Origin of the sequence: uncultured Kordia sp. (assembly GCF_947496985.1) — a bacterium.
In the GTDB taxonomy this organism is placed as follows: Bacteria; Bacteroidota; Bacteroidia; order Flavobacteriales; family Flavobacteriaceae; genus Kordia.
On the sequence record NZ_CANMEZ010000003.1, the window covers coordinates 246,894 to 273,794 of the forward strand.

General features: G+C 31.4%; 21 protein-coding genes. 14 read left to right on the forward strand and 7 right to left on the reverse strand.

Annotated elements, in window-relative coordinates:
- Positions 1-10 precede the first annotated feature (10 nt).
- The 4 genes from Q0828_RS09475 (at position 11) to Q0828_RS09490 (ending at position 4,258) form a co-directional block, all read left to right on the forward strand.
- Positions 11-1,102, forward strand: coding sequence for a chorismate-binding protein (locus Q0828_RS09475; protein WP_298419947.1), 1,092 nt, complete (start codon positions 11-13; stop codon positions 1,100-1,102).
- A 34-nt stretch (positions 1,103-1,136) separates the two neighbouring features.
- Positions 1,137-2,885: a 2-succinyl-5-enolpyruvyl-6-hydroxy-3-cyclohexene-1-carboxylic-acid synthase gene (gene menD / locus Q0828_RS09480; protein ID WP_298419949.1), complete on the forward strand. Its 1,749-nt coding sequence runs from the start codon at positions 1,137-1,139 to the stop codon at positions 2,883-2,885.
- Between the two features lie 96 nt (positions 2,886-2,981).
- Positions 2,982-3,323, forward strand: a complete 342-nt coding sequence (locus Q0828_RS09485; RefSeq protein ID WP_298419951.1) for a DUF2853 family protein — start codon at positions 2,982-2,984, stop codon at positions 3,321-3,323.
- A gap of 104 nt (positions 3,324-3,427) precedes the next feature.
- Positions 3,428-4,258, forward strand: a complete 831-nt coding sequence (locus Q0828_RS09490; RefSeq protein WP_298419953.1) for a S1-like domain-containing RNA-binding protein — start codon at positions 3,428-3,430, stop codon at positions 4,256-4,258.
- 130 nt (positions 4,259-4,388) lie between these two features.
- Here Q0828_RS09490 and Q0828_RS09495 read toward each other — a convergent pair whose 3' ends face one another.
- The 3 genes from Q0828_RS09495 to Q0828_RS09505 form a co-directional block, all read right to left on the reverse strand.
- Complete coding sequence (locus tag Q0828_RS09495) at positions 4,389-5,120, reverse strand: LamG domain-containing protein (RefSeq protein ID WP_298419955.1); 732 nt, start codon at positions 5,118-5,120, stop codon at positions 4,389-4,391.
- A gap of 65 nt (positions 5,121-5,185) precedes the next feature.
- Entirely contained in the window at positions 5,186-6,460 is a 1,275-nt protein-coding gene (locus Q0828_RS09500; protein ID WP_298419957.1) for a hypothetical protein, read from the reverse strand.
- A 30-nt stretch (positions 6,461-6,490) separates the two neighbouring features.
- The gene (locus tag Q0828_RS09505; protein WP_298419960.1) at positions 6,491-7,612 is read right to left on the reverse strand and encodes a C1 family peptidase; all 1,122 of its coding nucleotides are present in this window, start codon (positions 7,610-7,612) and stop codon (positions 6,491-6,493) included.
- A gap of 194 nt (positions 7,613-7,806) precedes the next feature.
- Here Q0828_RS09505 and Q0828_RS09510 point away from each other — a divergent pair, with 194 nt between their 5' ends.
- Positions 7,807-8,646 (forward strand): 1,4-dihydroxy-2-naphthoyl-CoA synthase, encoded by an 840-nt coding sequence (locus tag Q0828_RS09510; protein WP_298419962.1) that lies wholly within the window; start codon positions 7,807-7,809, stop codon positions 8,644-8,646.
- Between the two features lie 123 nt (positions 8,647-8,769).
- Positions 8,770-9,390: an outer membrane beta-barrel protein gene (locus Q0828_RS09515; RefSeq protein WP_298419963.1), complete on the forward strand. Its 621-nt coding sequence runs from the start codon at positions 8,770-8,772 to the stop codon at positions 9,388-9,390.
- Between the two features lie 76 nt (positions 9,391-9,466).
- Here the strand turns inward: Q0828_RS09515 and Q0828_RS09520 are convergent, their stop codons facing one another.
- Complete coding sequence (locus tag Q0828_RS09520) at positions 9,467-10,282, reverse strand: DUF695 domain-containing protein (RefSeq protein ID WP_298419965.1); 816 nt, start codon at positions 10,280-10,282, stop codon at positions 9,467-9,469.
- A gap of 155 nt (positions 10,283-10,437) precedes the next feature.
- Between Q0828_RS09520 and menA the strand changes: the two genes are divergently transcribed.
- The 8 genes from menA to Q0828_RS09560 all read left to right on the forward strand — a co-directional run bounded on the left by menA (position 10,438) and on the right by Q0828_RS09560 (position 19,032).
- Positions 10,438-11,373: a 1,4-dihydroxy-2-naphthoate octaprenyltransferase gene (gene menA, locus Q0828_RS09525; protein ID WP_298419967.1), complete on the forward strand. Its 936-nt coding sequence runs from the start codon at positions 10,438-10,440 to the stop codon at positions 11,371-11,373.
- Positions 11,374-11,382: 9 nt separating this feature from the next.
- Positions 11,383-12,873 carry a hypothetical protein gene (locus Q0828_RS09530; RefSeq protein ID WP_298419969.1) on the forward strand — a complete coding sequence of 497 codons (1,491 nt, stop codon included), beginning with the start codon at positions 11,383-11,385 and terminating at the stop codon, positions 12,871-12,873.
- Between the two features lie 40 nt (positions 12,874-12,913).
- Positions 12,914-14,416, forward strand: coding sequence for a hypothetical protein (locus Q0828_RS09535; protein ID WP_298419971.1), 1,503 nt, complete (start codon positions 12,914-12,916; stop codon positions 14,414-14,416).
- Positions 14,417-14,440: 24 nt separating this feature from the next.
- Positions 14,441-15,118, forward strand: coding sequence for a metal-dependent hydrolase (locus Q0828_RS09540; protein WP_298419973.1), 678 nt, complete (start codon positions 14,441-14,443; stop codon positions 15,116-15,118).
- Positions 15,119-15,251: 133 nt separating this feature from the next.
- Positions 15,252-16,295 (forward strand): o-succinylbenzoate synthase, encoded by a 1,044-nt coding sequence (locus tag Q0828_RS09545; RefSeq protein ID WP_298419975.1) that lies wholly within the window; start codon positions 15,252-15,254, stop codon positions 16,293-16,295.
- 9 nt (positions 16,296-16,304) lie between these two features.
- A complete protein-coding gene (locus Q0828_RS09550) occupies positions 16,305-17,468 on the forward strand; it encodes a CPBP family glutamic-type intramembrane protease (RefSeq protein ID WP_298419976.1) in 1,164 nt (387 codons plus the stop codon).
- A 69-nt stretch (positions 17,469-17,537) separates the two neighbouring features.
- On the forward strand, positions 17,538-18,107 hold the full coding sequence (locus Q0828_RS09555) for a hypothetical protein (protein ID WP_298419978.1): 570 nt from the start codon (positions 17,538-17,540) through the stop codon (positions 18,105-18,107).
- 13 nt (positions 18,108-18,120) lie between these two features.
- Entirely contained in the window at positions 18,121-19,032 is a 912-nt protein-coding gene (locus tag Q0828_RS09560) for a hypothetical protein (protein WP_298419979.1), read from the forward strand.
- 41 nt (positions 19,033-19,073) lie between these two features.
- On the opposite strand, the gene Q0828_RS09565 is transcribed toward Q0828_RS09560, so the two are convergent.
- From Q0828_RS09565 to Q0828_RS09575, 3 genes are all read right to left on the reverse strand, one after another.
- Positions 19,074-21,617 carry a hypothetical protein gene (locus Q0828_RS09565; RefSeq protein WP_298419981.1) on the reverse strand — a complete coding sequence of 848 codons (2,544 nt, stop codon included), beginning with the start codon at positions 21,615-21,617 and terminating at the stop codon, positions 19,074-19,076.
- A gap of 104 nt (positions 21,618-21,721) precedes the next feature.
- Entirely contained in the window at positions 21,722-24,211 is a 2,490-nt protein-coding gene (locus tag Q0828_RS09570) for a hypothetical protein (protein ID WP_298419983.1), read from the reverse strand.
- A 107-nt stretch (positions 24,212-24,318) separates the two neighbouring features.
- On the reverse strand, positions 24,319-26,808 hold the full coding sequence (locus tag Q0828_RS09575; RefSeq protein WP_298419985.1) for a hypothetical protein: 2,490 nt from the start codon (positions 26,806-26,808) through the stop codon (positions 24,319-24,321).
- Positions 26,809-26,901: the final 93 nt, after the last annotated feature.

The window sequence follows — 26,901 nt, forward strand, 5'->3', positions numbered from 1 at the left end:
GATTATATTCATGCTCGAAACCTTAGCTACACATTTAAAAAACAAACTACCTTTTGTTGCGTATCGAAAGCCGAATGCAATTCTGACGAATGTTATTTTTCAACACGATGATTTATTGCATAAAGTTTCAGACTTTACCGAAAGTGGTTTTGTCTTTGCTCCGTTTGATGCTACTGAGAAAGCAATTTTAATTCCATTTGAAGACATTCAGCAAATTACAATTTCGGATATCTCAATTCCAGAAGCAACAATTGTTTCTGAGCATATTTCTGCGAAAGCACACCAAAAACACATAAAATTGGTAGCAAAAGGTGTAGAAACGATTCAAAATTCTGAAATAGAAAAAATAGTTTTATCCCATAAGGAAGAAGTTGTTACTGAAAAAGATCCATTAGTGTTATTTCAACAACTATTAGCGACGTACAAAACAGCTTTTGTATACATTTGGTATCACCCGAAAGTTGGTATGTGGCTTGGCGCTACTCCAGAAACCTTAGTAAAATCAAAAGGAAGTACATTTACAACGATGTCCTTGGCAGGAACTAGAAAACTAGAAAAAGATATAGTTGTTTCTTGGGATCAGAAAGAAATTGATGAACAACAAATTGTTACAGATTATATTGTAAATCGCTTACAAAATGTAACTTCTAATATAAATATTACAAAAGCAGAAACGCATCAGGCAGGAAGTATAGTTCACTTACGTTCGATGATTTCTGGGCGAATTTCCTCATCGGTAAATATAGGAGACATTATTACTACATTGCATCCAACACCAGCTATTTGTGGTTTCCCAACACAAGAAGCAAAATCATTTATTTTAAAAGAAGAAGGATATAACCGAACGTTTTATACTGGTTATTTAGGCGAATTGAATATGCGTGAAGAAAATTCAAGAAATCGCAATCGAAAAAATCAAGAAAATAGTGCATACAGAACGGTTAGAACCAATTCTGAGCTCTATGTAAATCTTCGATGTATGGAGTTAAATGGAAGAAAAGCAATACTTTACATTGGTGGCGGAATTGTTAAAGATTCCAATCCAGAATCAGAATGGCAAGAAACACTTGCTAAATCACAAATAATGAAACGAGTATTATAAAAAATACATTGAAAGTCGTACTTTTGTGATACGAATGATGTACTCAAAAATCCCACTCGCACAAACTTTAGTTGCGCTTTGTATTGCCAAAGGAATAAACCATGTTGTGATCTCTCCAGGATCGCGAAATGCGCCATTAACTTTAAGTTTTTCACAGCACCCAGCTATACATGCATACAGTATTGTTGATGAACGTTGCGCTGCTTTTTTTGCTTTAGGAATGGCGCAAAAATTAAGGAAACCTGTAGCGGTGATTTGTACTTCAGGTTCTGCCATGTTAAATTATTATCCTGCTATTGCGGAAGCATATTATAGCAATGTGCCTGTTGTGGTTATTTCGGCAGACAGACCAGCCTATTTAATTGATGTTGGAGATGGACAAACCATTCGTCAAAAACATGTCTTCAAAAATCATATCAATTATGAAGCAAATCTAAAACAAGATATTGTTCATAAAAGCACTATTTTACGTGAAACGCATGAATTATCTGAAGAGATGGAGCGTGAATTGCAGAAAAAAGTGCAATCATATAATGAAAAGGAAATCAATTTGGCATTAAATGCAGCTGTAGAAACAAATGGACCAGTTCATATCAACGCGCCTTTTGATGAGCCTTTGTACTTTATGCAGGAAACACAGGATATCTCTCCAACAATAATTCCTCAAAAAAGCAAACCACCTGTAGCTGCTTCAAATATAACTACAGCCGCAAATGTTTGGAGTACTTCAATTCGAAAATTAGTGTTGGTTGGGACATTGCCACCGAATACAATTTTACGTAAATATTTAGAAATCTTAGCAGAAGATCCGTCAGTGATGGTATTGACCGAAACGACTTCAAATTTACGTGATGAACGATTTTTCAATGCAATTGATCAATTGATTTTACCTATTGAAAAAAACGAAGACTTACTTGATGAATTTCAGCCAGAAGTAATGCTGACACTTGGTGGAATGATTGTTTCAAAGAAAATTAAAGCCATCTTGCGTAAGCGACAACCAAAACACCATTGGCATATTCATGAGAATAGAGTATTTGATACTTTTTTCTGTTTGGAACATTTCTTTCAGATGAATCCAAATGATTTTTTTGAATCGTTTTTTGCGCAAATTACCCCTATTGAAAGTTCATATAAGAACTTTTGGAATACTATAAAAATAGAGCGCGAAGCAAAACATAAAGCCTATTTACAAAAGATAGAATTTACAGATTTAAAAGCATTTGAAGCAATTATAGATTCCTTGCCAACTTCGTTAATTTTACACTTAGGAAATAGTTCTACAGTACGTTATGCACAGCTTTTTCCTATCGATTCTAATATAGAATTGTATTGTAATAGAGGAACTAGTGGAATTGACGGAAGTACGTCAACAGCTGTTGGAACTTCGGTAGTTACAGATAAACAAACAATGTTGATAACAGGAGATTTAAGTTTCTTTTACGATAGCAACGCTTTGTGGAATAATTATATTCCGAAAAACTTTAGAATTATATTAGTGAATAATAGTGGCGGTGGAATTTTCAGAATCTTGCCTGGAAATAAAAACACAGAGAACTTCAATACGTATTTTGAAACCATTCATTCGCATACAGCAAAACAATTAGCTGAAATGTATCGTTTTGAATATCGTACAGCTACGAATGAACTTATACTGCAAAAGGAATTGGAGACTTTTTATGATGAAAGTGAACAACCAAAAATTTTAGAAGTTTTTACACCTCGTATTGATAATGATATTACGTTGATCGATTATTTTAAACACTTTAACGAAAAGCAATAACTTGCAACTTCAAAGAATAAAGAATATTTCTACTTCTACTACTTTTGAAAATATATATTATTAATCATTTTATAATTAAACAAATTTTAACGAGTTATGAGTAAAAGAGACGAGCTTATCACAAAGTACGCTGCAGATTTAAAAGACAAGTGTGGAGTTACTGCTGACATGGATTTATTGACAAAAGTAACTATCGGATGTGGACCAGCTATTTACAATAAAGACGCTGCTACCGTTTCAGGATCTGATGAAAAAGAGCTAGCTACTGTAAAAAACAATTTCTTAATCAAAAAGTTAGGATTAGCTGATAGTGCTGATTTAAACAAAGCAATTGATGGAGTTATGGAACAGTATGGTCGTTCTAACAGAAACAAATACAGAGCTGTTGTATATTATTTACTAACAGTGCATTTCGGAAAACAAGAAGTATACAGTTAAGAGTACTATTATATATGTTTTAAAAAGCGCTATCCTTTTATGGGATGGCGTTTTTTTATTGTAATCGTTAGATAAAACGTACCTTTGGCGAAAATTTAAACAGAATGATTCATTTAGGACAACTCAATACATTAGAAATATTAAGAGAAACGCCTCCAGGACTTTTCTTGGGCGATGAGGAAGGAAATGAAATATTGTTGCCAAATAAATATGTGCCAACTTCTTTTGAAATAGGAGATAAGTTGTCGGTATTTGCTTATTTGGATAGTCATGAACGTCCTGTAACAACCACTTTGAAACCCTATACGAAAGTAAATGAATTTGCTTTGTTACGTGTAACTGCGTTAAGTGATTACGGAGCTTTTTTAGATTGGGGATTGGAGAAAGATTTATTTGTTCCTTTTAAAGAACAAGCACGTGATATGCTAGAAGGAAAATGGTATGTTGTGTATTGTTATTTGGATGAAGAAACGAATCGTTTGGTTGGCTCAAGCAAAACAAATAAGTTTTTAAGTAATGAAGAGTTAACGGTTGAGCGTTTTGATGAGGTTGATTTGATTGTTTCTCGTTTTACAGATTTAGGTGTTGAAATGATTATCAATCAACAACACAAAGGTTTGGTGTACAATGATGAAATTTACAAAGATTTAAAACTAGGAGAACGCTTAAAAGGTGTTATCAAAAAAATTAGAGAAGACAATAAAATCGATTTGTCCTTACAGCATATTGGATACAAAAACATAGAACCTTCTGCACAAGTAGTGTTAGATGCTTTACAGCAAAATAAAGGAACTTTGCCGTTACATGATAAAAGCGATCCTGAAGAAATAAAAAGACGCTTAGGAATGAGTAAGAAGAGTTTCAAAAAAGCAATAGGAAGTTTGTACAAGCAAAAACAAATAGCTATAAAAGAAAACGGAATAGAATTATTATAAAAAAACGGCTTTATAAAAAATCAAATTTTCGTTAAGCCGAATTTGATTCGGTTTCTTATCATCATTGAAAACAAAAAGCGCCATGCTGAATCAAGTTCAGAATGGCGTTTTTTTATTTTTTTTTGATGAATTATTGTTTGTATAAATATTCAATAAAATCTAATGATTTTGCATCGCTGTACATGCGCAAATCATCAATACTTCCTTGAAATGGATTTTTTGCTGTAGGATCACTTCCTAAAATTAATGGCAATGCTGAAGTAGATAATTCCCCATTAATATATTTTAAAACCGCTGGTTTTCCATTGATATATAAATACATCGTATCATCTTTTAAAATACAAGTAACCATATACCAAGTTTCTTTTTCATAATCAAACTTTCGTAATTCTTGTTCAATTCCAAAAGGAGCAATAGAAAAGATAATATCGTTTGTTGCTTTTTGAATTTCATCTTTTGGTGTATGACCTAAAGAAATGCCATATGCAGCTTTTATTTCTTTATCGTCGGAAACATTTTTAAACAATACTTGTTGTAAATGATTTGCATCAGTTTTAATCCAAACATTAATAGTAAACTCTGTAGTAAAATTGATATGATCGCTTGCCGGAATTAGAATTTTATCATCTATTCCGTCAAAATAAAATGCATGATTTGGATTCGCATAGCGATCATGTGTAAGCTTTACACCGCTAGTAGTTGCTGTTACATTAAAATTACTTGCATCTTTGGTATTTCCATCAAATGCGTAATGAGCTACTAACTTTTGGGATAAATCGAATGTTTGTTCTTCTTCTTCGACGCTGCAACTACTAAAAGCTAAAAGTGCTATAAGGCAGCTAATTAGATACGTGGTTCTCATGGTAAAATCAGTTTTTTGATGATTGATGATTGATTCTAATAATGCATCAAAAATAATACCAAAAACTAATTTTCTATGCTGTAATTTTCTTTAAATTCTGGAAACTCCTTGCTGAAATAATAAAGATCCGGGGAAAGCTGAATTAACGGAGGAATGGAATCTGATTTCAAATATTTTACAAAAGGATGATGATTATACACATTAGATCGAATCAAACCATGTTTCATATCATTGAGTGATTTATTCAACATATAATAATGACTTCCGCCATAAAAATTACCAGAAAGCATATTTGATACTCTAAATATTCTAATCGCTTCTGTATACGTATGTATATTTTGGTCATATTCCATGTAACCATATTTTACTAACTCGTCAAATTCCTTTAAAATGTTAATCAATTCGTTAGCTTCTGCTGAGTTTGGAGCTACTTTTTTTAATTGACGATATACATGATATGGTTGTGTGTAATAGTAATTGTCATAAAATTCTAAATAGTATCCTTTAAAGTTATGAATCATAATTTTCTCTAAAAGAATCTGTTTCATGCTAATTTTTTCATCACTTTTAAATGCAGTTTTTAGTTCCAAGAGTAAGTTTTCTAATTCCTTTGATCTTGTTTGTTTTACTGTTGTAATTGTTTCTGCATCAAACGTTACTTGATATGTTTTTTGTGCATGTGCAATTTCCTTATCTATATACTCAAAATCTTCTGCATGCATTTTTTCATAAGCAATTTTAGAATACGAATACATAGGAATATTCACAAAACTGAGTAGTGTTGTTGTAGTCAAAAGAATTCCAAAAATATAGAGCATCCAACGTTGTGTTTTTAAATATCTAGAAGCTTCTGTCCAGATGCTGAAAAGCATATAAATAGGAATCAAAAAGATAACCCATCCATAGGATTCAATAATTTCAAGCTTTACATATACATTTGGAATAATAACTTTATGAATAAATCCGATTCCGATATATAAAGCTAAATAATGTATAAATAATGAATAATGTGTTATTCGTAATGTGGTAAGTCGAAACGTTTTTTGAAAATGATAAGTCGGTTTTTGAAACCAATAACGAAGCATTACATTACTTCCTAAAACACTAGTAAAAGCAATGAGTAATGTTTTTTCATACCATATCGTTTCTGTATTGTCTATGTATATATAGTAACCTAAACATATTTTAAAATACTCGGCGAACTCTAAAAGAAAATAGATAAACAAAAAGAAAATTACAGCATTCAATATTCCCAAACCAATACCTGTCCAAAAACGAATTTTTCCGATACTATGAATATTAATATATGGTTTGAGTTGAATTCTTTTATCTTTATCCATATACTGTCTGTATATAAATAACTAAGAATGTTACAATCCTAATTTCTGGCGTAATGCTTTTGGTAACGCATCTTTATGAATCATCACAGAGATTGTTTTCAATCTAAAAAAAGCTTCACTCATGTTCACATGTCCATCATTTGGAACACGTTCAGTGTTACTTCCCCAAGAATTTTTTACACGGAAATATGTATTTCCATTTTGATCTTCTGTTAAGCCTGTAATGTGCATTAAATGATCATCGGTAGTTGTATAATTTTCAAATTCTTGTTGACGATATGTTGCAGTAATTGACTTTTCTTTGCGAATTTCAGCAGAAAACTCTTTTTTATCTTTTACAGCTTCTTCAGGAATTGTAGCAACCGCATACTTTGCAGAAAATGTAGCTTCTGAAACATCACAATCCAATTCAACAGAATAACCAGTCTTCAATGCGTTTTTAGTTACAGAAACTAATTCATCTAAAGTTACATTATAAAAACTTCCGTTAGAAAAGTTATCCGGAATATTCAATATAAACGATTCATAATACGGTTGATGTGTAAAAGAAGTAAGTGTTACATAATCATCAGGATTGATCTTTGTCATCTCTAGAAATGATTCAGGCGTATATGTTTTTCCTTCATATGAAAAAGATTCAGGACGCTTTCCTAAATAAATATCTAAAACACTTTCAATAGCAGGCTTCCAGTTTAGGGATAATTTCTTAGCAGGATTTTTAATATACGTATCCAACATTGCTTTTAAAACAGCTACCATTTCGGCGTGATTATGGTTTTTTTGTAATGCTTGTAAACCAGAGTATGCACTATTTGGAACTAATCCGTTTGATTTTATAGCATTCATTACATCGTGCGCCAATCCACCTTGACTAAATTGTGTTTTTCCTTGTCGCATCACATAATTCCAAGCTTTTTTTGGATAAGTGTTTCGTACATTAAACATTTCAGAAATATTGATTTGTTTTCCTGTCAAACGTATAATTTCAGATTCTAGAAAAGAAGAAGCCGAAAAACTCCAACAAGTTCCTGTACGTCCTTGGCTAATTACGGGTGTTGCTTCTAAATCAACAACAGTTTTAAATTTATAATCTTGCGCAAAAGCATTGATAGTAAAACAAAATAAAAAAGCGGATAATAGTATTTTTTTCATCAGGTTATTTATATTTTATTAATTCGGTCAGATGGAATTCACTAAAAATTACTTTTGTAATAATAAACTATTAATAATAGCTTATTTCATCTGAAATGGTATGGTTTAATATATGTTTCTTTACAAGAATTAGAATGGATAAAATCTTGAAAAGTGTGTAAAATGAATTATTTTTACGCAAAATACTAAAAAATATGAGTAAACCTGATTGGAAAACAGTAAAAGAATACGAAGATATTACATATAAAAAGGCAAATGGAGTTGCCCGAATCGCTTTTAACCGACCAGATGTACGAAATGCATTCCGCCCGCATACAACAAGTGAATTGTTAGATGCTTTCAGAGATGCGCATGAAGATGTAACTATTGGAGTTGTATTACTTTCTGCGGAAGGTCCATCTAGCAAAGATGGTATATATTCTTTCTGTAGTGGTGGCGATCAAAAAGCTAGAGGTCATCAAGGATATGTTGGACAAGATGGATACCATAGATTAAATATTTTAGAAGTACAACGTTTAATTCGTTTCATGCCAAAAGCAGTTATCTGTGTAGTGCCAGGTTGGGCAGTTGGTGGCGGACATAGTTTGCATGTCGTTTGCGATTTAACATTAGCAAGTAAAGAACACGCTATTTTTAAACAAACGGATGCTGATGTAACAAGTTTTGATGCAGGATATGGTTCAGCATATTTGGCAAAAATGGTTGGACAGAAAAAAGCCAGAGAAATCTTTTTCTTAGGGCGAAACTATTCAGCACAAGAAGCATACGAAATGGGCATGGTAAACGCAGTAATTCCACATGCCGAATTGGAAGATACAGCGTACGAATGGGCACAAGAAATCTTAGCAAAATCGCCAACCTCTATCAAAATGTTGAAATTCGCAATGAATTTAACTGATGACGGAATGGTTGGACAACAAGTGTTTGCAGGTGAAGCAACACGTTTAGCCTACATGACAGACGAAGCCAAAGAAGGTAGAGATGCTTTCCTTGAAAAACGTAAGCCAAACTTTGAGAAAAAGTGGATTCCATAAATGAGTAGTGCGTATTGAGATGTTGTTAGTATAGAGGTTTTACTTTGATATAGCATCTTTACCTATTTTCCAATAAATATAGTATAAGAACGTTATTGTCTAATACTAATGAAACCAATTACCATGAAAAAACTACTCATAGCTTTCATATTTCTAAGTTTTCAATTTGGAAACGCACAAGATAAGGATACTGTACATTTGGAACCTTTGTTTGATATTGGATTGCATTATCCATTATCAACAGGCGATAACTTTATTGCAAATGGTTATGTAGGATTGATAGGTGCTGACGTGCGTTATCAATTTGCTGACACACGATTACTATCGATAAAAGCGAATGTTACTGTAGATTATTTTGATTATACTTTTTTTGATGATGTAAATGGTGGCGCTTTTGTTATAAAACCAGAAATTATAGGTGAATTCAATATACCAAGTATTCCAAAACTTAAACCGTATGTGTCTTTAGGATATAGTTTTTTCACGGTTTCGTTAAAAACATCTTCAACAGGTTTTGACATTATCAGCAATCCTGATCCTGTATTTCAACCTAATGATGAACGCGTAAGCGATACGCAAAGCGGTATTAGTTATGGTTTTGGCGTTGCTTATGATATTACTGATAGCTTCTTTTTAGAAGTCTCTGCCGATTTTATAAAACTTGATTTAGACGGAGATATTTCTGGAAATAGATTCAACGAAAATATTCATACTGTTGGAATGGGAGTTGGTGTACGACTATAAAAATGTTAAATTTTAAATATTGAATGAATCTTAGGGTATAGAAAATAAAGTAAAGAGAAAAACAATATTTAATAAACTATTTCTTTGTCCAAATAAACGTTTCCCAACCATCGTATGTGCCATAATGTTCATAGGCAAACTTCATTAATTCTTGAGTGATTTTTGAAATACGTTCCATTGAAGTTGTGTCTTCGCGATGAAATTTAACTTCGTAAGGTTGCGATTTATCATCAATCGTTTTTTCATAATCAATCGTATAGGAAAGCTCTTTAATTTTTGCAATGAACAGTTTTCTACCTTCTTCAGTTGGAAACTTAGCGTAATGCTCTATTTTTCGAGCGTGTTCAGCAACGTCACCAGCATTTCTAAGTTGAATCAATGTATCACGATTCGACATGAAGTTTTTTATTTCATCATTCGGATACAAGAAATCCTTGTACAATTCCCAAGAGATATCTTCTCTTACAAATACTTTATATGTTTCTCTACTATACTTTTTAGCAAACAATTTATCAATCTTAGCTTCTAAACCAGAAGCATCTTGTATATAATAATATTCAAAACGATTTCCATCATACATAAACGAACCTACATAATAATTGTTTGCAGACTTGTTAATGGCATCAAAAATATCATCTTTAACTTGGTATAACTTCTTCAATTTATTCCCTATCGGGAAATCACTTTCTTTAGTAACGCGATAGTCAATTTTTACATAAAACAGAAAGTCAAAACCATTCACAGGCGCTTGGTCAATCAAATCCATACGGACATTGGTGGAGCTCACACCTTTTTCTTGTTTTGCTTGATAGGTGTTCCAAACAGCTCCATCTTGCGCGAGCACAAAAAGTAAAGGAAAAAATAGAAACAATAAGCTGAAATTCAATTTCATAAATACGTGATAAAAAGTAAAATGCAAGGTACTCAAAACTGAGAATTACTTTTGCAAAATTAATAGAATATTATGATAAAAGAAGTAAATCAAAAACAATACCATTGCCTTTTTCAATATTTTTTGAAATTGTATATTTACAAAAATTAGTATACATGATAAAACCATGGCTGGCAGCCGCACGATTACGAACCTTACCTTTATCCATTTCAGGAATTATTGTAGGTTGTTCTTTAGGAAATGAATATAGTTGGCTATATATGAAAGGTGGCTTTTTTTGTTGCTTTGGATGCCCAGTTGTATTGAAGTCATCACTTTTTTGGTTGTGTGTTTTAACAACTATAGGTTTCCAAGTATTATCAAACTTTGCCAATGATTATGGTGACGGAATCAAAGGAACCGATGACGATAGAGAAGGAGAGCAGCGTATGGTAGCTTCAGGAATTATTTCGCCAAAACAAATGAAAAATGCCATGATCATTACGGCAATTATTACCTTAATGCTGGCTTTATGCGTAATTTATGTTGCTTTTGGAAGCAAAAACTTTAGTTATTCTATCTTATTTTTCTTTTTAGGAATCACCTCTATTATTGCCGCGGTAAAATATACGGTTGGAAAAAGTGCGTATGGCTATTCCGGTTTGGGGGACATATTTGTATTTCTATTCTTTGGTTGGCTCAGTGTTGTAGGAAGCTACTTTTTATACACAAAACAGATAAACTTTGATATTTTTTTACCAGCAACAGCAATCGGATTGTTAAGCGCAGCAGTATTGAATCTAAACAATATGCGTGACCGAATCAAGGATAAAAAACACGAAAAAAACACATTAGTTGTCAAAATAGGAAGTCAGAATGCAAAACTATATCATTATGGCTTAATTGTTGGTGCCTTACTTAGCACATTATTTTATATATACTTGAATTATCATTCTCCAAAACAATTAATCGTTCTAATTGCCTTTATTCCTTTGGCAATGAATATGATTGTTGTCGGAAAAAATATCATTCACAAAGAATTGGATCCTGAACTGAAAAAAGTTGCATTAAGTACTTTCTTGTATGCGATTTTGTTTGCAATATTTAACTAGAAACACTGCATGAATAGAGTTATATTAATTTTTATTTTAAGTTTTATAGGACACACTTTATTGGCACAATCGCCTACAGAATTACTAATTCAACGAAGTGATCGATTTGTCGAAAATGATAAAGCAGACGATTTGAAAGTTCTGTGTAAAATGGATAATGGAAATCTATTTACTGTTCGATTTGGTAAAAAACACTGTATTGTAAATCTTCTAAATAGTAAACTTGAATTGCAGTTTAATAAAACTATCGAAAAAGAGAAAGGAGAAATCTACAAGGGGCATATTCGTATGGGAAACAAAATGAAAATTTTCACGGTAGATGCTTCTAACAAACGAGAACGTATTATTAATTGTTACATATTTGATCTCTTACAAGGTTCACATCAAAAACAACAACTTGTACGTCTTCCTATAGAGAAAGGAAAAGAATTATTCCAGACAGAAAAAAAGTTGCAGACGGGTTTTAGTATTTCCGAAAATCATAAATATGTTGCGATTGCAATGGGAAGTGCTAAAAGAAAGAAACGTACTTATTTTACATATGTATTTGATAGTGAAAATTTAGAAACAGTTTCAAAAAATAGATTTCAGGAAAATGATACGAATGGATTCGATCCAAAAGGAATGTATGTTGATAACGAAGCAACGATTTTTTTACTTAAAAAAGTTTGGATCGAAACTGATGAATATGCTTTTGATGAGGAAGATGAAATTGAAAACTACGAATACCAACTGCACAAACTCAATCAAGGAAATAAAACGAGTGTAAAAATTCAAACAGAGGGAAAATTCATCAAATCACTTCGTATGCGAAGTATAAACAATACGCTTCAACTTTTAGGATATTATGCAGATAAAGGATATGACAGAATTGAAGGAACTTGTACATTTACTATAAATAAAGATGATTTAACGGTACAATCTTCTAAAACGAATCTTTTTCCAAAACAACTTTTCTCTGATGTATTTGGAAAAAATGATCGTTCTTGGTTATTAGGTTTCTCAATAGATTATCTCATAGAAGATAAAAAAGGAAATGCATACCTATTAGCAAAAAGTACTACAGATACTGATATTTCTTCGGGTAGTTCTTTTCTAAACAATCAACATATTATTACTACAGAAACCGCATTGAAAATAAATATTATAATATTGAAAATAAATGCATCAGGCGAATTGGTTTGGGGAAGAGGTTTGCATAAAATATCAAAGCATGGAGATTACAATGCTTTTATAAAGAATGAAAAAATACATATATTAATGAATTCTGGTGAAAAAACATTAGAGAAGATGAAAAAAAGAGCAATCTTTAAAGATGAATCATTATTCTCAGCCTTGTATGATATTGTATATGCTTCAGACGGAAGTGTGTCATATCATAAAATACAAAACAACGAAGAACATGATTTATATATACCTATTCACGGTTTATATACAAAAGGGATATTCTTAATAACAAGTGAAGACAAGTATGATCGAAAATATATGAAACTCAATTAAAAAAAAAGATTTATAAAGTAACATTCAATTAAAACCACATATGAAGAGAATTACAATTTTAGTATTATTTTGTCTTTTAGGCTATGTTTTAAATGCACAGGAAGAAGTTACCACAAAACTAAAAATTACAGAAAGCGCTCAATACAAAGATGAGGTGAAAGTTGGAGAAATTGATGTCATGTACACAAGTCCAGCGGGAAAAACAGCTATTGTTCGCTTTGGAAAGAAAAACATTTTATTAGATGTTTTTAATGGTAATTTGGATAAAGAATTTTTTAAAGTCATCAAAAAAGAAAAGAAGGAAGTCTACAAAGGACATTTGAGTTTTGATGATGAAATCAAGGTGTTTACAGTGTATTCTCCAAAGAAAAAAGAACGTATTTTATATTGTCATACGTTCAATATTAAAAACAATACACATAAAAAAACGAAGCTTTTTGAAGCAAATGTGAAAAAAGGCGGCGGACTTTTCTCAGGAAGTAACAAACGTCAAACTAGTTTTGCTATTTCTCCAAATCAACAATACATTGCGATTGCTACAGATAATATCAAGAAAAAAAGCAACTCATATCGTATTCATGTGTATGATACAGAAAACTTAAATCTGGTGTATATAAAATCGTATCGTGATCATGAAGAACAATATTTTTCACACAACGATTTAATTATTGATGATGAAGCAACAGTATATAGTTTGGGAAAATTATACTTAAATGGAAAACGCGATAAGAAAAAAGGAAAAGCAAACTACGAATTTGTACTGCATAAAATTTCAGAAAGCAACACGTCACATGTAAATGTAAAACTAGAGAATGAATTTGTTAGAACACTAGTAATCAGTCAAAAAAATGATCAATTACATCTATTAGGGTTTTACTCAGAAAAAGACTCTGGAAGACTAAAAGGAGGTTGCGATTTTGTAATAAGCGAAACAGATTTAACGGTTGCCTCTAAAAAAATAACAGAACTTCCTCAACAAGTATATGAAGATTTATACGGATATAGAAGAGGGAAACGCAAAAAGAAAAAAGCCAAAGAATTACGTAACTTCTATGTAGATTATACAATGGAAGATACGCAAGGAAACACATATATTCTAGCGGAAGAATTTTACATTACACAATCGTATATAAGTACAGGAATGAATGGCGGTTACTGGCAAACAGTTTATCATTATGATGATATTTTAATTATGAAATTCAATGCCAATGGCGAATTAGATTGGGGAAGAAGTATCTTTAAAAGAGCAAACGGACCTTCGTATAATGCATTTTTAAAGAATGATGAATTACATATTATCTTAAACTCAGGTAAAAACTTATTAGAGAAAAAAGATGGACGCACCAAAGTTTCACAAGGTTGGTTTGAATCATCTTCATTGTATGATATTGTATATTCTGTGGATGGAAAAGTAGCGTACACTAAAATACAAGACAACAAAGGGAAAACGTATTACTCACCATATTACGGGACATTTACAGATGATAAATTCATCACAACGACGACAAGAAGAAAGAAAAAGAAATTCTTAAAACTAGAATAACATAACATCAAAAACAGAGATAACATGAACATCACATATTTAGGACATGCTTCATTACATATTGAGTTTGAAGGAACAAATATCATTGTAGATCCTTTTATTTCAGGAAATCCAATGGCTTCTCATATAAACATCGCTGATTTAAAAGCCGATTACATTTTAGTAACACATGCGCATCAAGATCATATCTTAGATGTGGAAACCTTAGCTAAAAATACAGGAGCAACAATTGTTTCAAACTATGAAATAGCAATGCACTATGGTGCGAAATATTTTAAAGTTTTTGCAATGAATCATGGCGGAACTTATACAACAGAAACTTTTTCGGCAAAGTATGTAAATGCAATTCATACATCATCATTTCCTGATGGTTCCTATGGTGGACAACCTGGCGGATTCGTTTTAACAGCAAATGAAAAATCAATTTACATTGCTGGAGATACTGCATTGACATATGATATGAAACTCATTCCATTACAAACAAAACTCGATTTGGCAATTCTTCCGATAGGAGACACGTTCACAATGGGCGTTGATGATGCAATTATAGCAAGTGATTTTGTAGAATGTGATAGAATCTTAGGATGTCATTATGATTCATTTCCTCCAATAGTAATTGATAAAACGGATGCGATGATAAAATTTAAAGCAAAAGCAAAATCATTGGTGTTGTTAGACATTGGGAAAAGTATAGAAGTTTAGTTTCTCAAAACTCAAAATCTAGACAATTAATGTCACCTTTAAAAAGATAAAATAAACTTTCATACCAATATACCAATATACCAATATACCAATATACCAATATACCAACATACCAACATACCAACATACCAACATGAAAGCAACGTATCACAAACATATCTTAGATTTTAAAAGACCTAGTGGAACGTCACGTGGAATTTTAAAACAAAAAGAAACTTGGTTTATTCATCTAATTGATGGAGAAAAACAAGGAATAGGAGAATGTGGTATTTTACGAAGTCTGAGTATTGATGATGTTCCAGATTATGAAGAAAAACTACGTTGGACATGTGAAAATATATACTTAGGAAAAGAAGTATTACTCAAAGAATTGCGAACATTTCCATCAATTCAGTTCGGTGTAGAACAAGCATTTTTATCGATACAATCTGAAAATCCATTTCTATTACAACCATCAAAATTTACTGAAGGAAAAGAAGCAATTGATATCAATGGTTTAATTTGGATGGGCGATGCCGCTTTTATGAAATCGCAAATAAAAGATAAATTAAAAGCAGGTTTTTCATGTATTAAGATGAAAATTGGTGCAATTGATTTTGACACAGAATTAGAATTATTACAAAGCATTCGTAAAGAATACTCAGTAAATGATATAGAATTACGCGTGGACGCGAATGGAGCTTTTACTCCTTCAACCGCATTAGAAAAATTAAAACGGTTATCTGAATTTGAATTACATTCCATTGAACAACCCATAAAACAAGGACAATTGGAGGAAATGGCAGCACTTTGTAAAGTAACGCCGTTACCAATTGCATTGGATGAAGAACTAATTGGTGTTTTTAATATTGAAGAAAAGAAAAAAGTGTTAGAAGTCATTCAACCGCAATACATTATCTTAAAACCAAGTTTAGTTGGTGGATATGCAGGAAGTTCAGAATGGATTTCTTTAGCAAACAAACAAAACATAGATTGGTGGATTACAAGTGCATTGGAAAGTAATATTGGACTCAACGCAATTGCACAATGGACATACACATTGCAAAGCAATTTGCCACAAGGTTTAGGAACAGGAAGCTTATACACCAACAATTTTGATTCACCACTAACCATACAAAATGGCGCATTACAATACGATATAGCAAAATCGTGGAATGTACCTTTCATAAAAAAATAAAGAAAACATATGTTTATTACACAAGCTTACAAAGGTTTATATGAGTTTTGGCGATATCTTATTGGAACGCTAATCACGTTTATCGCGTGGCAATTGGTAGGAGGAATTCCTTTAGTCATTGTACTATTCATCAAGGTGTTTCAAAATGCGAGTGAAAGAGGAATGAGTTTTCAAGAAGTAATGAATTCTAACCATATGCCAACAGATATAGGCGGAATGGTCGAAATCATGGGCGGGAATTTATTTCTATTCATGATGATTATTTCCTTTGCTATTGGATTACTAGGTGTTTTATTTTCAAACAAAATATTACACAAACTATCATTTCTTTCACTCACAACTTCACGAAGTAAGGTAGATTGGAAACGTATATTTGTCGGTTTCTTTATTGTCGTAATTTTCAATTTAGGAACGTTTATAGTAGGATATCTTTTAGCACCAGATGCGTTACAATGGAATTTTAACTTACAACCTTTCCTCATACTATTAGTCATCTGTTTGCTGTTTTTGCCACTACAAACAAGTTTTGAAGAATACCTTTTTAGAGGATATCTTATGCAAGGAATTGGTGTCAATCTAAAAGAGAACAAATACATTCCACTACTAATTACAGCACTTTCGGTTGGACCGCTAGTATACTTTATACTACATGCAAATCTGAAATTGGAATTTTGGACCAATATGGGAATTACAGGATTAGTGATGTTATTAGTAATCATGCTTCTTGATCAAAGAAGCAAAGTAAATCCAACTATTTTACACAGAAAATGGGTTCCGTTATTATTTACATCAGTAATTTTTGGTGTAATGCATGCAGCAAATCCAGAAGTAGAAAAACTAGGATACATTTCAATGGTATACTACATTGGAACAGGTTTAATTTTAGGGATTATGACTTTAATGGATGATGGAATGGAATTAGCACTAGGATATCATGCAGGAAACAATATCTTAACGGCTTTATTAGTTACAACAGATTGGTCAGCATTGCAAACTGACGCTATATTTATAGATACGTCAGAGCCTACAACTGGATTCTTTGATATTGTTTTTCCTGTATTAATTTTATATCCGATTATGTTATTTATTTTGGCAAAAATTTACAAATGGAAAAATTGGAAAGAAAAATTATTTGGTATTGTTGCTGATCATAAAATAAAGGAGACGAAATAAAAATATAAAAAAATGTATTGCCAAAAGTGTTCAAAGTAAGAGTCTAAGTTTTTTTAATTTTAAAAATATATGAAATTGATTCTTAAAATTATAGGACAAGTAATTATGCTAAGTATTGTTCTAGTATTTGGAATCATATTAATTTGGGAACAACTACCTGGAAATAGAAATATATGTGATGCTGGAAGCATATATTATGTAATTGCTTGGTTCATCTTTATAATTACTACTATAGCATTACTGCTAAACTCATGGGTTTTCTTTAATAAACAAAATTGGACGAAATATAGATTGATAATCATAACGATCTGTATATCTCTAATTTTTACTTCATTTAGTATACGATGGCTAATTTTTCAAGTCTCATATAATCAGGAAAAATACAGTTTTGAAAGTACAGAGAATTCATTTCAATTCATAGAAATCAAACTTTATGAAAACGGAAAATTCTACGCGCAAACATATGACATGAGTTGTCAAATGGAACATATAGGAACGTACACAATTCAAGAAAATGAAATAACAATATTATTTAAAAATCAAAAGTCTAAATACATAGGAACAAAGTATTTGATGAAAAACACTACATTAGTATGCCTAAATAATTGTAACAATACCATTGAAATGAACATTAAATAACTCATATAATAATATGAAAACACTTTTCATAAGTATAGCAATTATCATAGTAATTATTGGATTAGCTTTTCTTGTATTATTTATTGCAGCAAGAAAAAGGCGTCCAAAAGAAACAACCAAAGGATTTACACCATTAGAAAAAAGCTTACTAGAAACATTCTACAATCTCTTTGATGATGAACTTTCAAAAAAACTAAAAGCACAAATTGCACATTTTGAACCGAAAAGAAAATGGAGACAGTATTGGGAAAAAAGTATGTCAATTGAGTTCTATACTGATCATGAAAATCCGTTAACTGATACTGAAAAGTTTAATAGAAATGATGAACATAAATTAGCAACAATTCGTTTTAAAGTAAATGAAGAAAAGTATTCCATAGAATTTAATAGTTATGAAAGACGATTATGGGGTTGGAAAATTAGACCGAACCCTAAAAGAATACAAAAGGTAACTTCTGTTGTTGTCACAAGCAAAAAAGTACATACAGATCCAAATTCCTTTGCAGAAATATTAGTTGAAAAACAAAAATTAACTGCAATTCCAAAATTCTCAGGTTGGTTACAAACATTAGTTGAGATTCAAACACCTACTGAAGTATTTCAACCAATAAAAGAAGTAATACTAAAAAAGTATTCTCAACAAATTGATGCAAGATTACCAAAAGAGTATTTAGAAGTAATTAAACAAACAGAAGGAATCAATTTTAAAGACTTCCATATTTTAGGGATTTCTGACATCAGAACAACTGGACTTGACGATAGGAATTATTATCACCTTGCCGAATTTGACGATGGAATCATTGCTGTAAAAGAAGGTGAAACAAATAGTAGTTTATACAGTTGTCAATATTCAGGAACTATAGAGCAATTAGATATTAATTTTAGTACAATCATTCTTGAAAAACAAAAAAACGAAACGGTATAAGCTATATTATAATAATTGCTGCATTGGGTCTTATTGGAATATTATTTCACATTCAACTCAAACAAATTCGTTCCTAATAAGCCATTTCCGTCGGTTCCTTCAAGCTTTCCTAAAAATACAGATTGAATATCAGATGTATAAAAACTTACGCTAATTTCTCCATTTTGATCAGAAATTAAATTAGGCGCCCAAAACAACGTTTTTCGGTTATCTGGAAATAGCTTATCTTCTGCATTATCATACAATGGACTGTAAAATTCTTTCGTAGGATAAAAACCTTTTACAAACAGAAAACCACGTTCGTTTTTTTCTTTCTCAAGCGCTTTTTTAGAAGCTTTATAAGTTACTTCTGTCCCATTATTTAGTTTGTACTTTTTTCCATTTACAGGCGTTGGACCTGCATAATGATTTATACAATTTAAAATCCCATATTCAATACAAATATAATCACCAACAACACCTTCAAAAATTACTTCATTTCCTCGATCTTTCAAACGTTCTTTAAAACCTGTCAACTCAACTTCTTCTAAATAATTAGTTTCAGAAAAACTAAAAGAAGTATCATATGAAGATTGTTTTTTTTCATTAACCATACGATCATTTTCTGGAAATATTAATTGTTTGTTGATGGTTCGTTCAAAAATTTCATTAAAAGGTTCGGTAATCTCTAAAAACGCTTCTACTGGCCATACAGGTTTTTTTTCGCCCTTTTTTGTTGGAGGAGGAGGAGGTAGTATGGGTAAAAGTGTAATGTGACTTCCAATTCCTGCTTTTAAAAAAGTTAATGGAATACTAAAATTACCAGCTTTATCGGCTGTAACTTTAGCAGCAAGTTTTGGCAATAATACTTGTACAGTTGCTCCAGTACCATTCCGTAGCGTACCATTTTTCATACGGTAAAAAGTACGGCCTGTAACTTCTTCACTGAAAGATTCTTTCTTATCATATAAACTTTTTAGTAAGTTTCCTGAAGTCCAATTGTAATTTCTCCAACCTTGTGTCAATAATACCAAATCTAAATGCTTTTCACGGTCTTTATTTTTCTCATCAAAATAATAAGAAGCATTGTATACATGACCTCGTAATTCTGAGAATAAATAATAATACGGCATCATTGCATAATCGTTATTTTTCTTCGCATATAACTGATCAAAAACACTTAAACTAAAATGTCCAACAGCCGGTTTCCCGTATTGGTCTTTTACTGAAAATTTTAAATCGACTTTATCTTTTTGTGTGAATAATGATTTTGATACTTCTGTGAGTTCAACATGTAATTTCTTATCTATGTTTGCATAGACCAAACGTTCTGTTAATGGTTGATAACGATCGTTAAATAAAGTAACTTCTGCAATTCCTTGCGGCAATTTGTCTAAAGGAATTTTAAATCGGACATGATCACTTGCCAACGAAGCAATTGCCATCCAATATACATATCCACGATTTTGCGCTCTTATATATACTTTTTCAAGTGTAACATTTGGTGTTTTGGTAATATTGAAATGTATATATTCTGCATCTCGCTTTTCTACTTGTAATCGAAGCCCTTTTTTCTGTACCAATGGCAATAGAAACACACTATCAAGCGAAGGATTTGAGAGTTGTACAGTATATTTTTTTTCTGGTTTTGGCGTAAAAATAAATTTACCCATTCCATAATGCTTAGCTTTAAACGAACTTAATTTTTTTCCATCTTCATATAATGTTCCTTTTACATCCAGTGGTTTCCCATGATGATTCACAGCTTTAAAAGCTACTGTATTTGGTAAGTTTTCGATTAAGTTTCCACCTTCAGGATACATTCCAAATTGAATTGATGCGGGTTTTTTAAACGGAATATCTACAATATGATATACAATATTGTCATCGTGTTTTACACGTAATTCTATAAATTCGGCTTTTTTAGTTTCCTCTTTTGTAAATACAATTCTAACTTGTCCGAGTGAATCCGTTTTTATCTTTACACGCGCAAGTCGTTCTTCGGTAGAGTAGATGTCAGCAGATACAGCCGCTTCTTTTAAAGGAACTTTACTTCGCGAAAATATATTGGCATCTAGCACAACTTCGTCGTTTCTATTATATGAATCGGCTAAAAATTCGGTATCAATCAATATTTTAGGAATAATACTTTCTCTGATTTCAAAGCGCTTCACAGCACTAATTTCATCAGCACTATTTTCAAGCGTTTTTTTGGTATGAATGATGAGTTGATAATTTCCTTCTTCCAAAATTTCTGCTAAAAACAAATAACCACTTGCAAAACCATTTTTAGCAGTGTAAATTTCTTTGACAATAATTTTTTCTTCCTTTTCCTCTTCTTTGAGCAATTCCACAAAAATGATTTCAGAATCGGTAGATATTTTTAAATTATTTGCATTTAAAATATATGCTTTGAACCATAAATTTTCACCAGGTTCGTAAATATCTTTGTCTGTGTGAATATAAATATTCTCTTTGAGTTGTTTTTCGGCAAGCGATTCATGACGAACAACTAAGCGTTCATTGGCAAAATCATCTAGTACTTGTGAATTTGAATAGAAACAATTTAGTAAAAATAAGCTGAGAAGAGTGGAGTAGTATTTCATAGTTTTTTTAATGCAAGTCGGTTTTTATAAAGATACGGAATATTCTATTTTTTTACTTGTTTTATAATACTTTCAAATCATGTTTTAATAAAAAATTAACGCTTTTAATTCACATTGAATTGAAACGATGTAGCACCGAGTAAACCATTTCCATTGGTTCCTTGTAATTCCCCAAAAAATGTTGTTTGCACATCAGAGGTGTAAAACGATATGTTGATTTCACCTTTTTCATCAGAAACTATATTGGGCGACCAAAATAATGTTTTTCTATTATCAGGAAACAATTTATCTTCTGCTTTGTCATAAGTTGGGTTGTAAAATTCCTTTTCAGGGTACAATCCTTTTACCATTAAAAAATGCTGTTTTGTTTCTTCATTGTATTCAAGTGGAGCTTTGTATCGTACTCTACTTCCGTCGTTTTTGTAGTAATATTTTCCATCAATAGGACGTGTTCCTCCACGGTGATTTGTACAGTTCAAAATTTCATAGTCATAACAAACATAATCACCACTAACAAAGCCAATATTATCATATTTTGAAGCGTTACCTTTATTTTTATCTCGCTTTTTATACGTTGTTAATTTTACTTCTTCTAAATAATTTGTTTCATTAAAGCTAAATGATGGATCATAGGAAGATTGCCTTTTTTCGCCAACTCGATAATCACTCTGCGGAAAAAGAAGTGTTTTATTTTTGGAACGTTTTAAGATTTCATCAAATGGTAAATAGACTTCTAAAGTATATTTTTCATTGTTTTTTGGTGCTAAAAGAATTTTTTCACCACGTCCGATTTGTAAAAAGGTTGAAGGTAAAATAAAATTCCCGCCTAAGTCACCTTCTATTTCTGTTAACATCCCTGAAAGCATTACATTGATTGGAACATTTTTGGCGTTTTTCAAGGTTTTATCTTCAGTTTTTTCAAATACTTGCCCTTTGATATCAGTATTAAATGTTTGTATAGGATTTCTTGAAAAATATTGTGGATTCCAATTGTAAGCGCGCCAACCTTGTGCGAGTAAAAGTAAATCTAGTTTTTCCTCACGGTTTTTATTTTTTTCATTAAAATAATAGGAAGCATTATATATGTGACCTTTTAATTCCGAAAAAAGATAGTAATGTGGTAACATATTGTAATGATTGTCTTTATCTGCATAGAGATGATCAAAAACACTCAAACTAAAATGACCGATAGCAGGTTTTCCATATTGATCTTTTACACTAAATTGTATATTGACTTTGTCTTTTTGACGATAGAGTAGTTTAGTGATTTCTTCTAACTTCACATGTAATTTTTGATCTAAGTTTGCATATACTAAACGTTCTGCCAAAGGTTGAAAACGTTCATTAAAGACGGTAATTTCTGCGATTCCTTGTGGCAATTTATCTAGCGGAATTTTAAAATGAATACGATCTTTCACTAAAGATGCTGTTGCCATCCAATAAATATTCCCACGACTTTGTGCTCGGATATATACGTTTTGAAGTGAAACATCTTTTGTTTTCGTAATGCTGAATAGTATATTTTTTTGGTTATTTCGGTCAACTTGTAATTTGATTCCGCTTTTGCGAATATCAGGTAATTCAAAAACACTATCTAATACAGGATTTGATAGTTGAACTGTGTATTTTTTAAAAGGTTTCGGAACGAAAGAGAACTTTCCCATACCAAAATGAGTCGCTTCAAATGAACGTACTTTTTTTCCATCTTCATATAATGTTCCTGCTACATTTAACGGTTTTCCATGATGATCTACGGCTTTAAAAGCTAAAGTGTTAGTTAGGTTTTCGATTAAATTTCCACCTTCAGGATACATTCCAAATTGAATTGCTGCTGGATTTTGAAAAGGAATATCTACAGTATAGTTTACAGTTTTATTTTTATACTGCACACGCAACTGAATGTATTCCGCATTTGCAGTTTTTTTTGCAGGAAAAATAAGTTTAGCTGCTCCTTTTGTGTTTGTTTTTGCTTTTATGCGACCAATTTTTTTATCAGTAGAAAATATTTCAGCAACAATGGAAGCTTCAGCATAGGGAACTCTACTTCTCGAAAATATAGCAACTTCTAATTGTAAATCGTCCGTTCTATTGTATGACTTTTTATGGAATTCAGAATCAATTAATATTTTAGGAATGATATTTTCTCTAATTTCAATTTGCTTGTTTGCCAAAATGGTTTTAGAAGTATTTTCTATTGTATTTTTTGTGTATATCACCAATTGATAAATGCCATCTTTCAAAATATCTGCCAAAAATAAATGTCCGTTTGCAAAACCAGTACTTGCAGTGTAAATTTCTTTTTTGATGTTACTTTCTTCTTCTCCTGGTTTGCGTAATTCAACAAAAATCATATTTGTTTTCAATGATATTTTTAAATCATTTGCATTTAAAATGTATGCCTTAAACCAAAGATCTTCTCCAGGTTCATAAATATCTTTATCTGTGTGAATGTAAATATTTTCTTTGAGTTGTTTAGAAGCCAATAATTCATGTTGAATAACCAATCGATCATTGGCAGTTTTGTCTAAAACTTGTGCATTTGAACAGAAACAACTTAGTAGGAATAAGCTGAAAATAACGGAATAGTATTTCATAGTTTTTTTATTGCAAGTCGATTCTTATAAAGATATGAGTACTCTATGTTTGAATTGTCATTTTTCATGTTTGACGAATAACTTTAATAATGGATTAACGGGTTATTTTAATTTACATTAAACTGAAAAAATTTAGTACCTAATAAACCGTTCCCGTTAGTTCCTTCCAGCTGTCCGAAAAATGTAGTTTGCACATCAGAAGTGTAAAAAGAAACAGTAATTTTTCCTTTTTCATTAGAAACTAAATTTGGTAACCAAGACAAGGTTTTTCGATTGTCAGGAAACAATTTATCTTCCTTTTTATCATAGGTAGGATTGTAAAATTCTTTAGTTGGGTAAAAACCTTTTACCATTAAAAAGTTGTTTTTTTCTTTTGGTTTTGATCCTTTTGGACCTGAATAAAATACAAAATCACCAGAGTTTGTAAAATAACGTTTGCCTACAATAGGAGATGGACCTATACGATGATTTTTACAGTTCAAAATTTGATATTCATAACATACATAATCTTCTCCTGGAGGAGCAAAGTTGAATTGATCTCCTTTATTTTTATCACGTTTTTTAAAGCTAGTTAGCTTTACTTCTTCTAAATAATTTGTTTCATTAAAGCTAAAAGAAGGATCGTAAGAAGATTGTTTCTTTTCGGCAATTAAGTGATCACTTCTTGGAAACAATAATTTCTTATTCTCCGTTCTTTTATAGATTTCATCAAAAGGAAACTCCGCTTCAAGAATGATTCGTTTGGTATTCATCGGTAAAAATGTAATTTGATATCCTTGACCTAGTCTTTGATAAGTAAGTGGTAACACAAAACTTCCATTTGTATCACTTTCTATTTTGGTAATCATTTTAGGGAGAATCACTCTAATTTCGGCATGTTTTGCATTCTTCAAGGTTTTTTCTTTTGTTACTTCAAAAGCACGCCCTGTTACTTCTTTACTAAATGGTTTTATAAAATCATGTCCATCTAATAAATTCTCTGAATTCCATGTATAGGTTCGCCAACCTTGTGTAAGCAATACTAAATCAAGATGTTTATCACGATGTTTATTTTTCTCGTCAAAATAATAAGAAGCATTATAGACATGACCTTTTAATTCTGAAAATAAATAGTAATGAGGTAGCATAGCGTAATCATTATCCTTATCAGCATACAAATGATCAAAAACACTTAAACTAAAATGTCCAATAGCAGGTTTTCCATCTTGATCTTTTACAGTAAACGTCACATCAACTTTGTCTTTTTGACGGTAGAGTGATTTTGACATTTCCTCCAATTCAATTTGTAGTTTCTGATCAAGATTAGCATAGATCAATCGTTCTGCCAACGGCTGAAAACGTTCATTGAAAATAGCAATTTCAGCAATTCCTTGTGGTAACTTTTCCAATGGAATTTTAAATCGAGTACGATCTTTCGTTAAAGAAGCAGTTGCCATCCAATAGACATTTCCACGACTTTGCGCCCTGATGTAAACTTTATTAAGAGAAACATCTTTACTTTTAGTAATATTAAAATGTATGTTCTTTTTATTACTTCTACTTACTTGCAGTTTGATACCACTTTTACGAATATTTGGCAATTGAAAAACACTGTCAAGTTGCGGATTTGTGAGTTGTACGGTATATTTTTTTTCAGTTTTTGGTGTAAATGAGAACGTTCCCATGCCAAAATGAGTTGCTTCAAATGAATGTAGTTTTTCCCCATCTTCATATAAAACGCCTTCAATATCTAATGGTTTTCCAAGATGGTTGATTGCTTTAAAAGCAACTGTACTTTGTAGGTTTTCAACTAAGTTTCCTCCTTCAGGATACATACCAAATTGAATCGAAGCAGGATTTTTAAAAGGAATATCTACGGTATGATACACTGTTTCACCTTTGTGTCGAACACGTAATTGTATATATTCAGCATTAGCGGTTTTCTTTATTGGAAATACAAGTTGTGCGGTTCCTTGCTCATTCGTTTTTACTTTTAAGCGATCTATTTTTTTATCTGTTGAAAATACGTCAGCAGTAATTGTTGCATTTACATACGGAATTCTACTTCTTGAAAATATATGTAAGTCCATGGCTATTTCATCAGATCGATTGTATGATTTTTTCGAAAATTCACTATCGATTAATATTTTTGGGATGATGTTTTCTCGGATTTCAATTTGTTTGGTTGCTAAAATCGTTTTTGAAGCACTTTCTAAGGTGTTTTTTGTGTGAATGATTAATTGATAGGTTCCATCTTTTAAAATATCAGCTAGAAATAAATGACCGCTTGCAAAACCGTTTTGTGCTGTATAAATTTCCTTTACAAGAATGTTTTCTGTGTTTTCTTCTTGCTTGATTAATTCGACAAAAATCATGAATGTATTTAAAGAGCTCTTTAAATCATTAGCATTTAAAATATAAGCCTTAAACCAAAGATCTTCTCCTGGTTCATAAATATCTTTGTCGGTGTGGATGTAAATGTTTTCTTTGAGTTGCTTGGAAGCCAATAATTCATGTTGAATCACCAATCTATTATTGGCAGTTTCATCTAAAACTTGTGCATGAGAAAAGTAACTGAAAGCAAAAAGCAAACAGAGGTGGTATGTAATTTTTTTCATAGATTTTATTTGGTAATAATCAGTTTAATAAAATAATTACCATCAAAAAACGCACCATAATTTAAAATTCATAAAATGTTTATATTTTCTGAA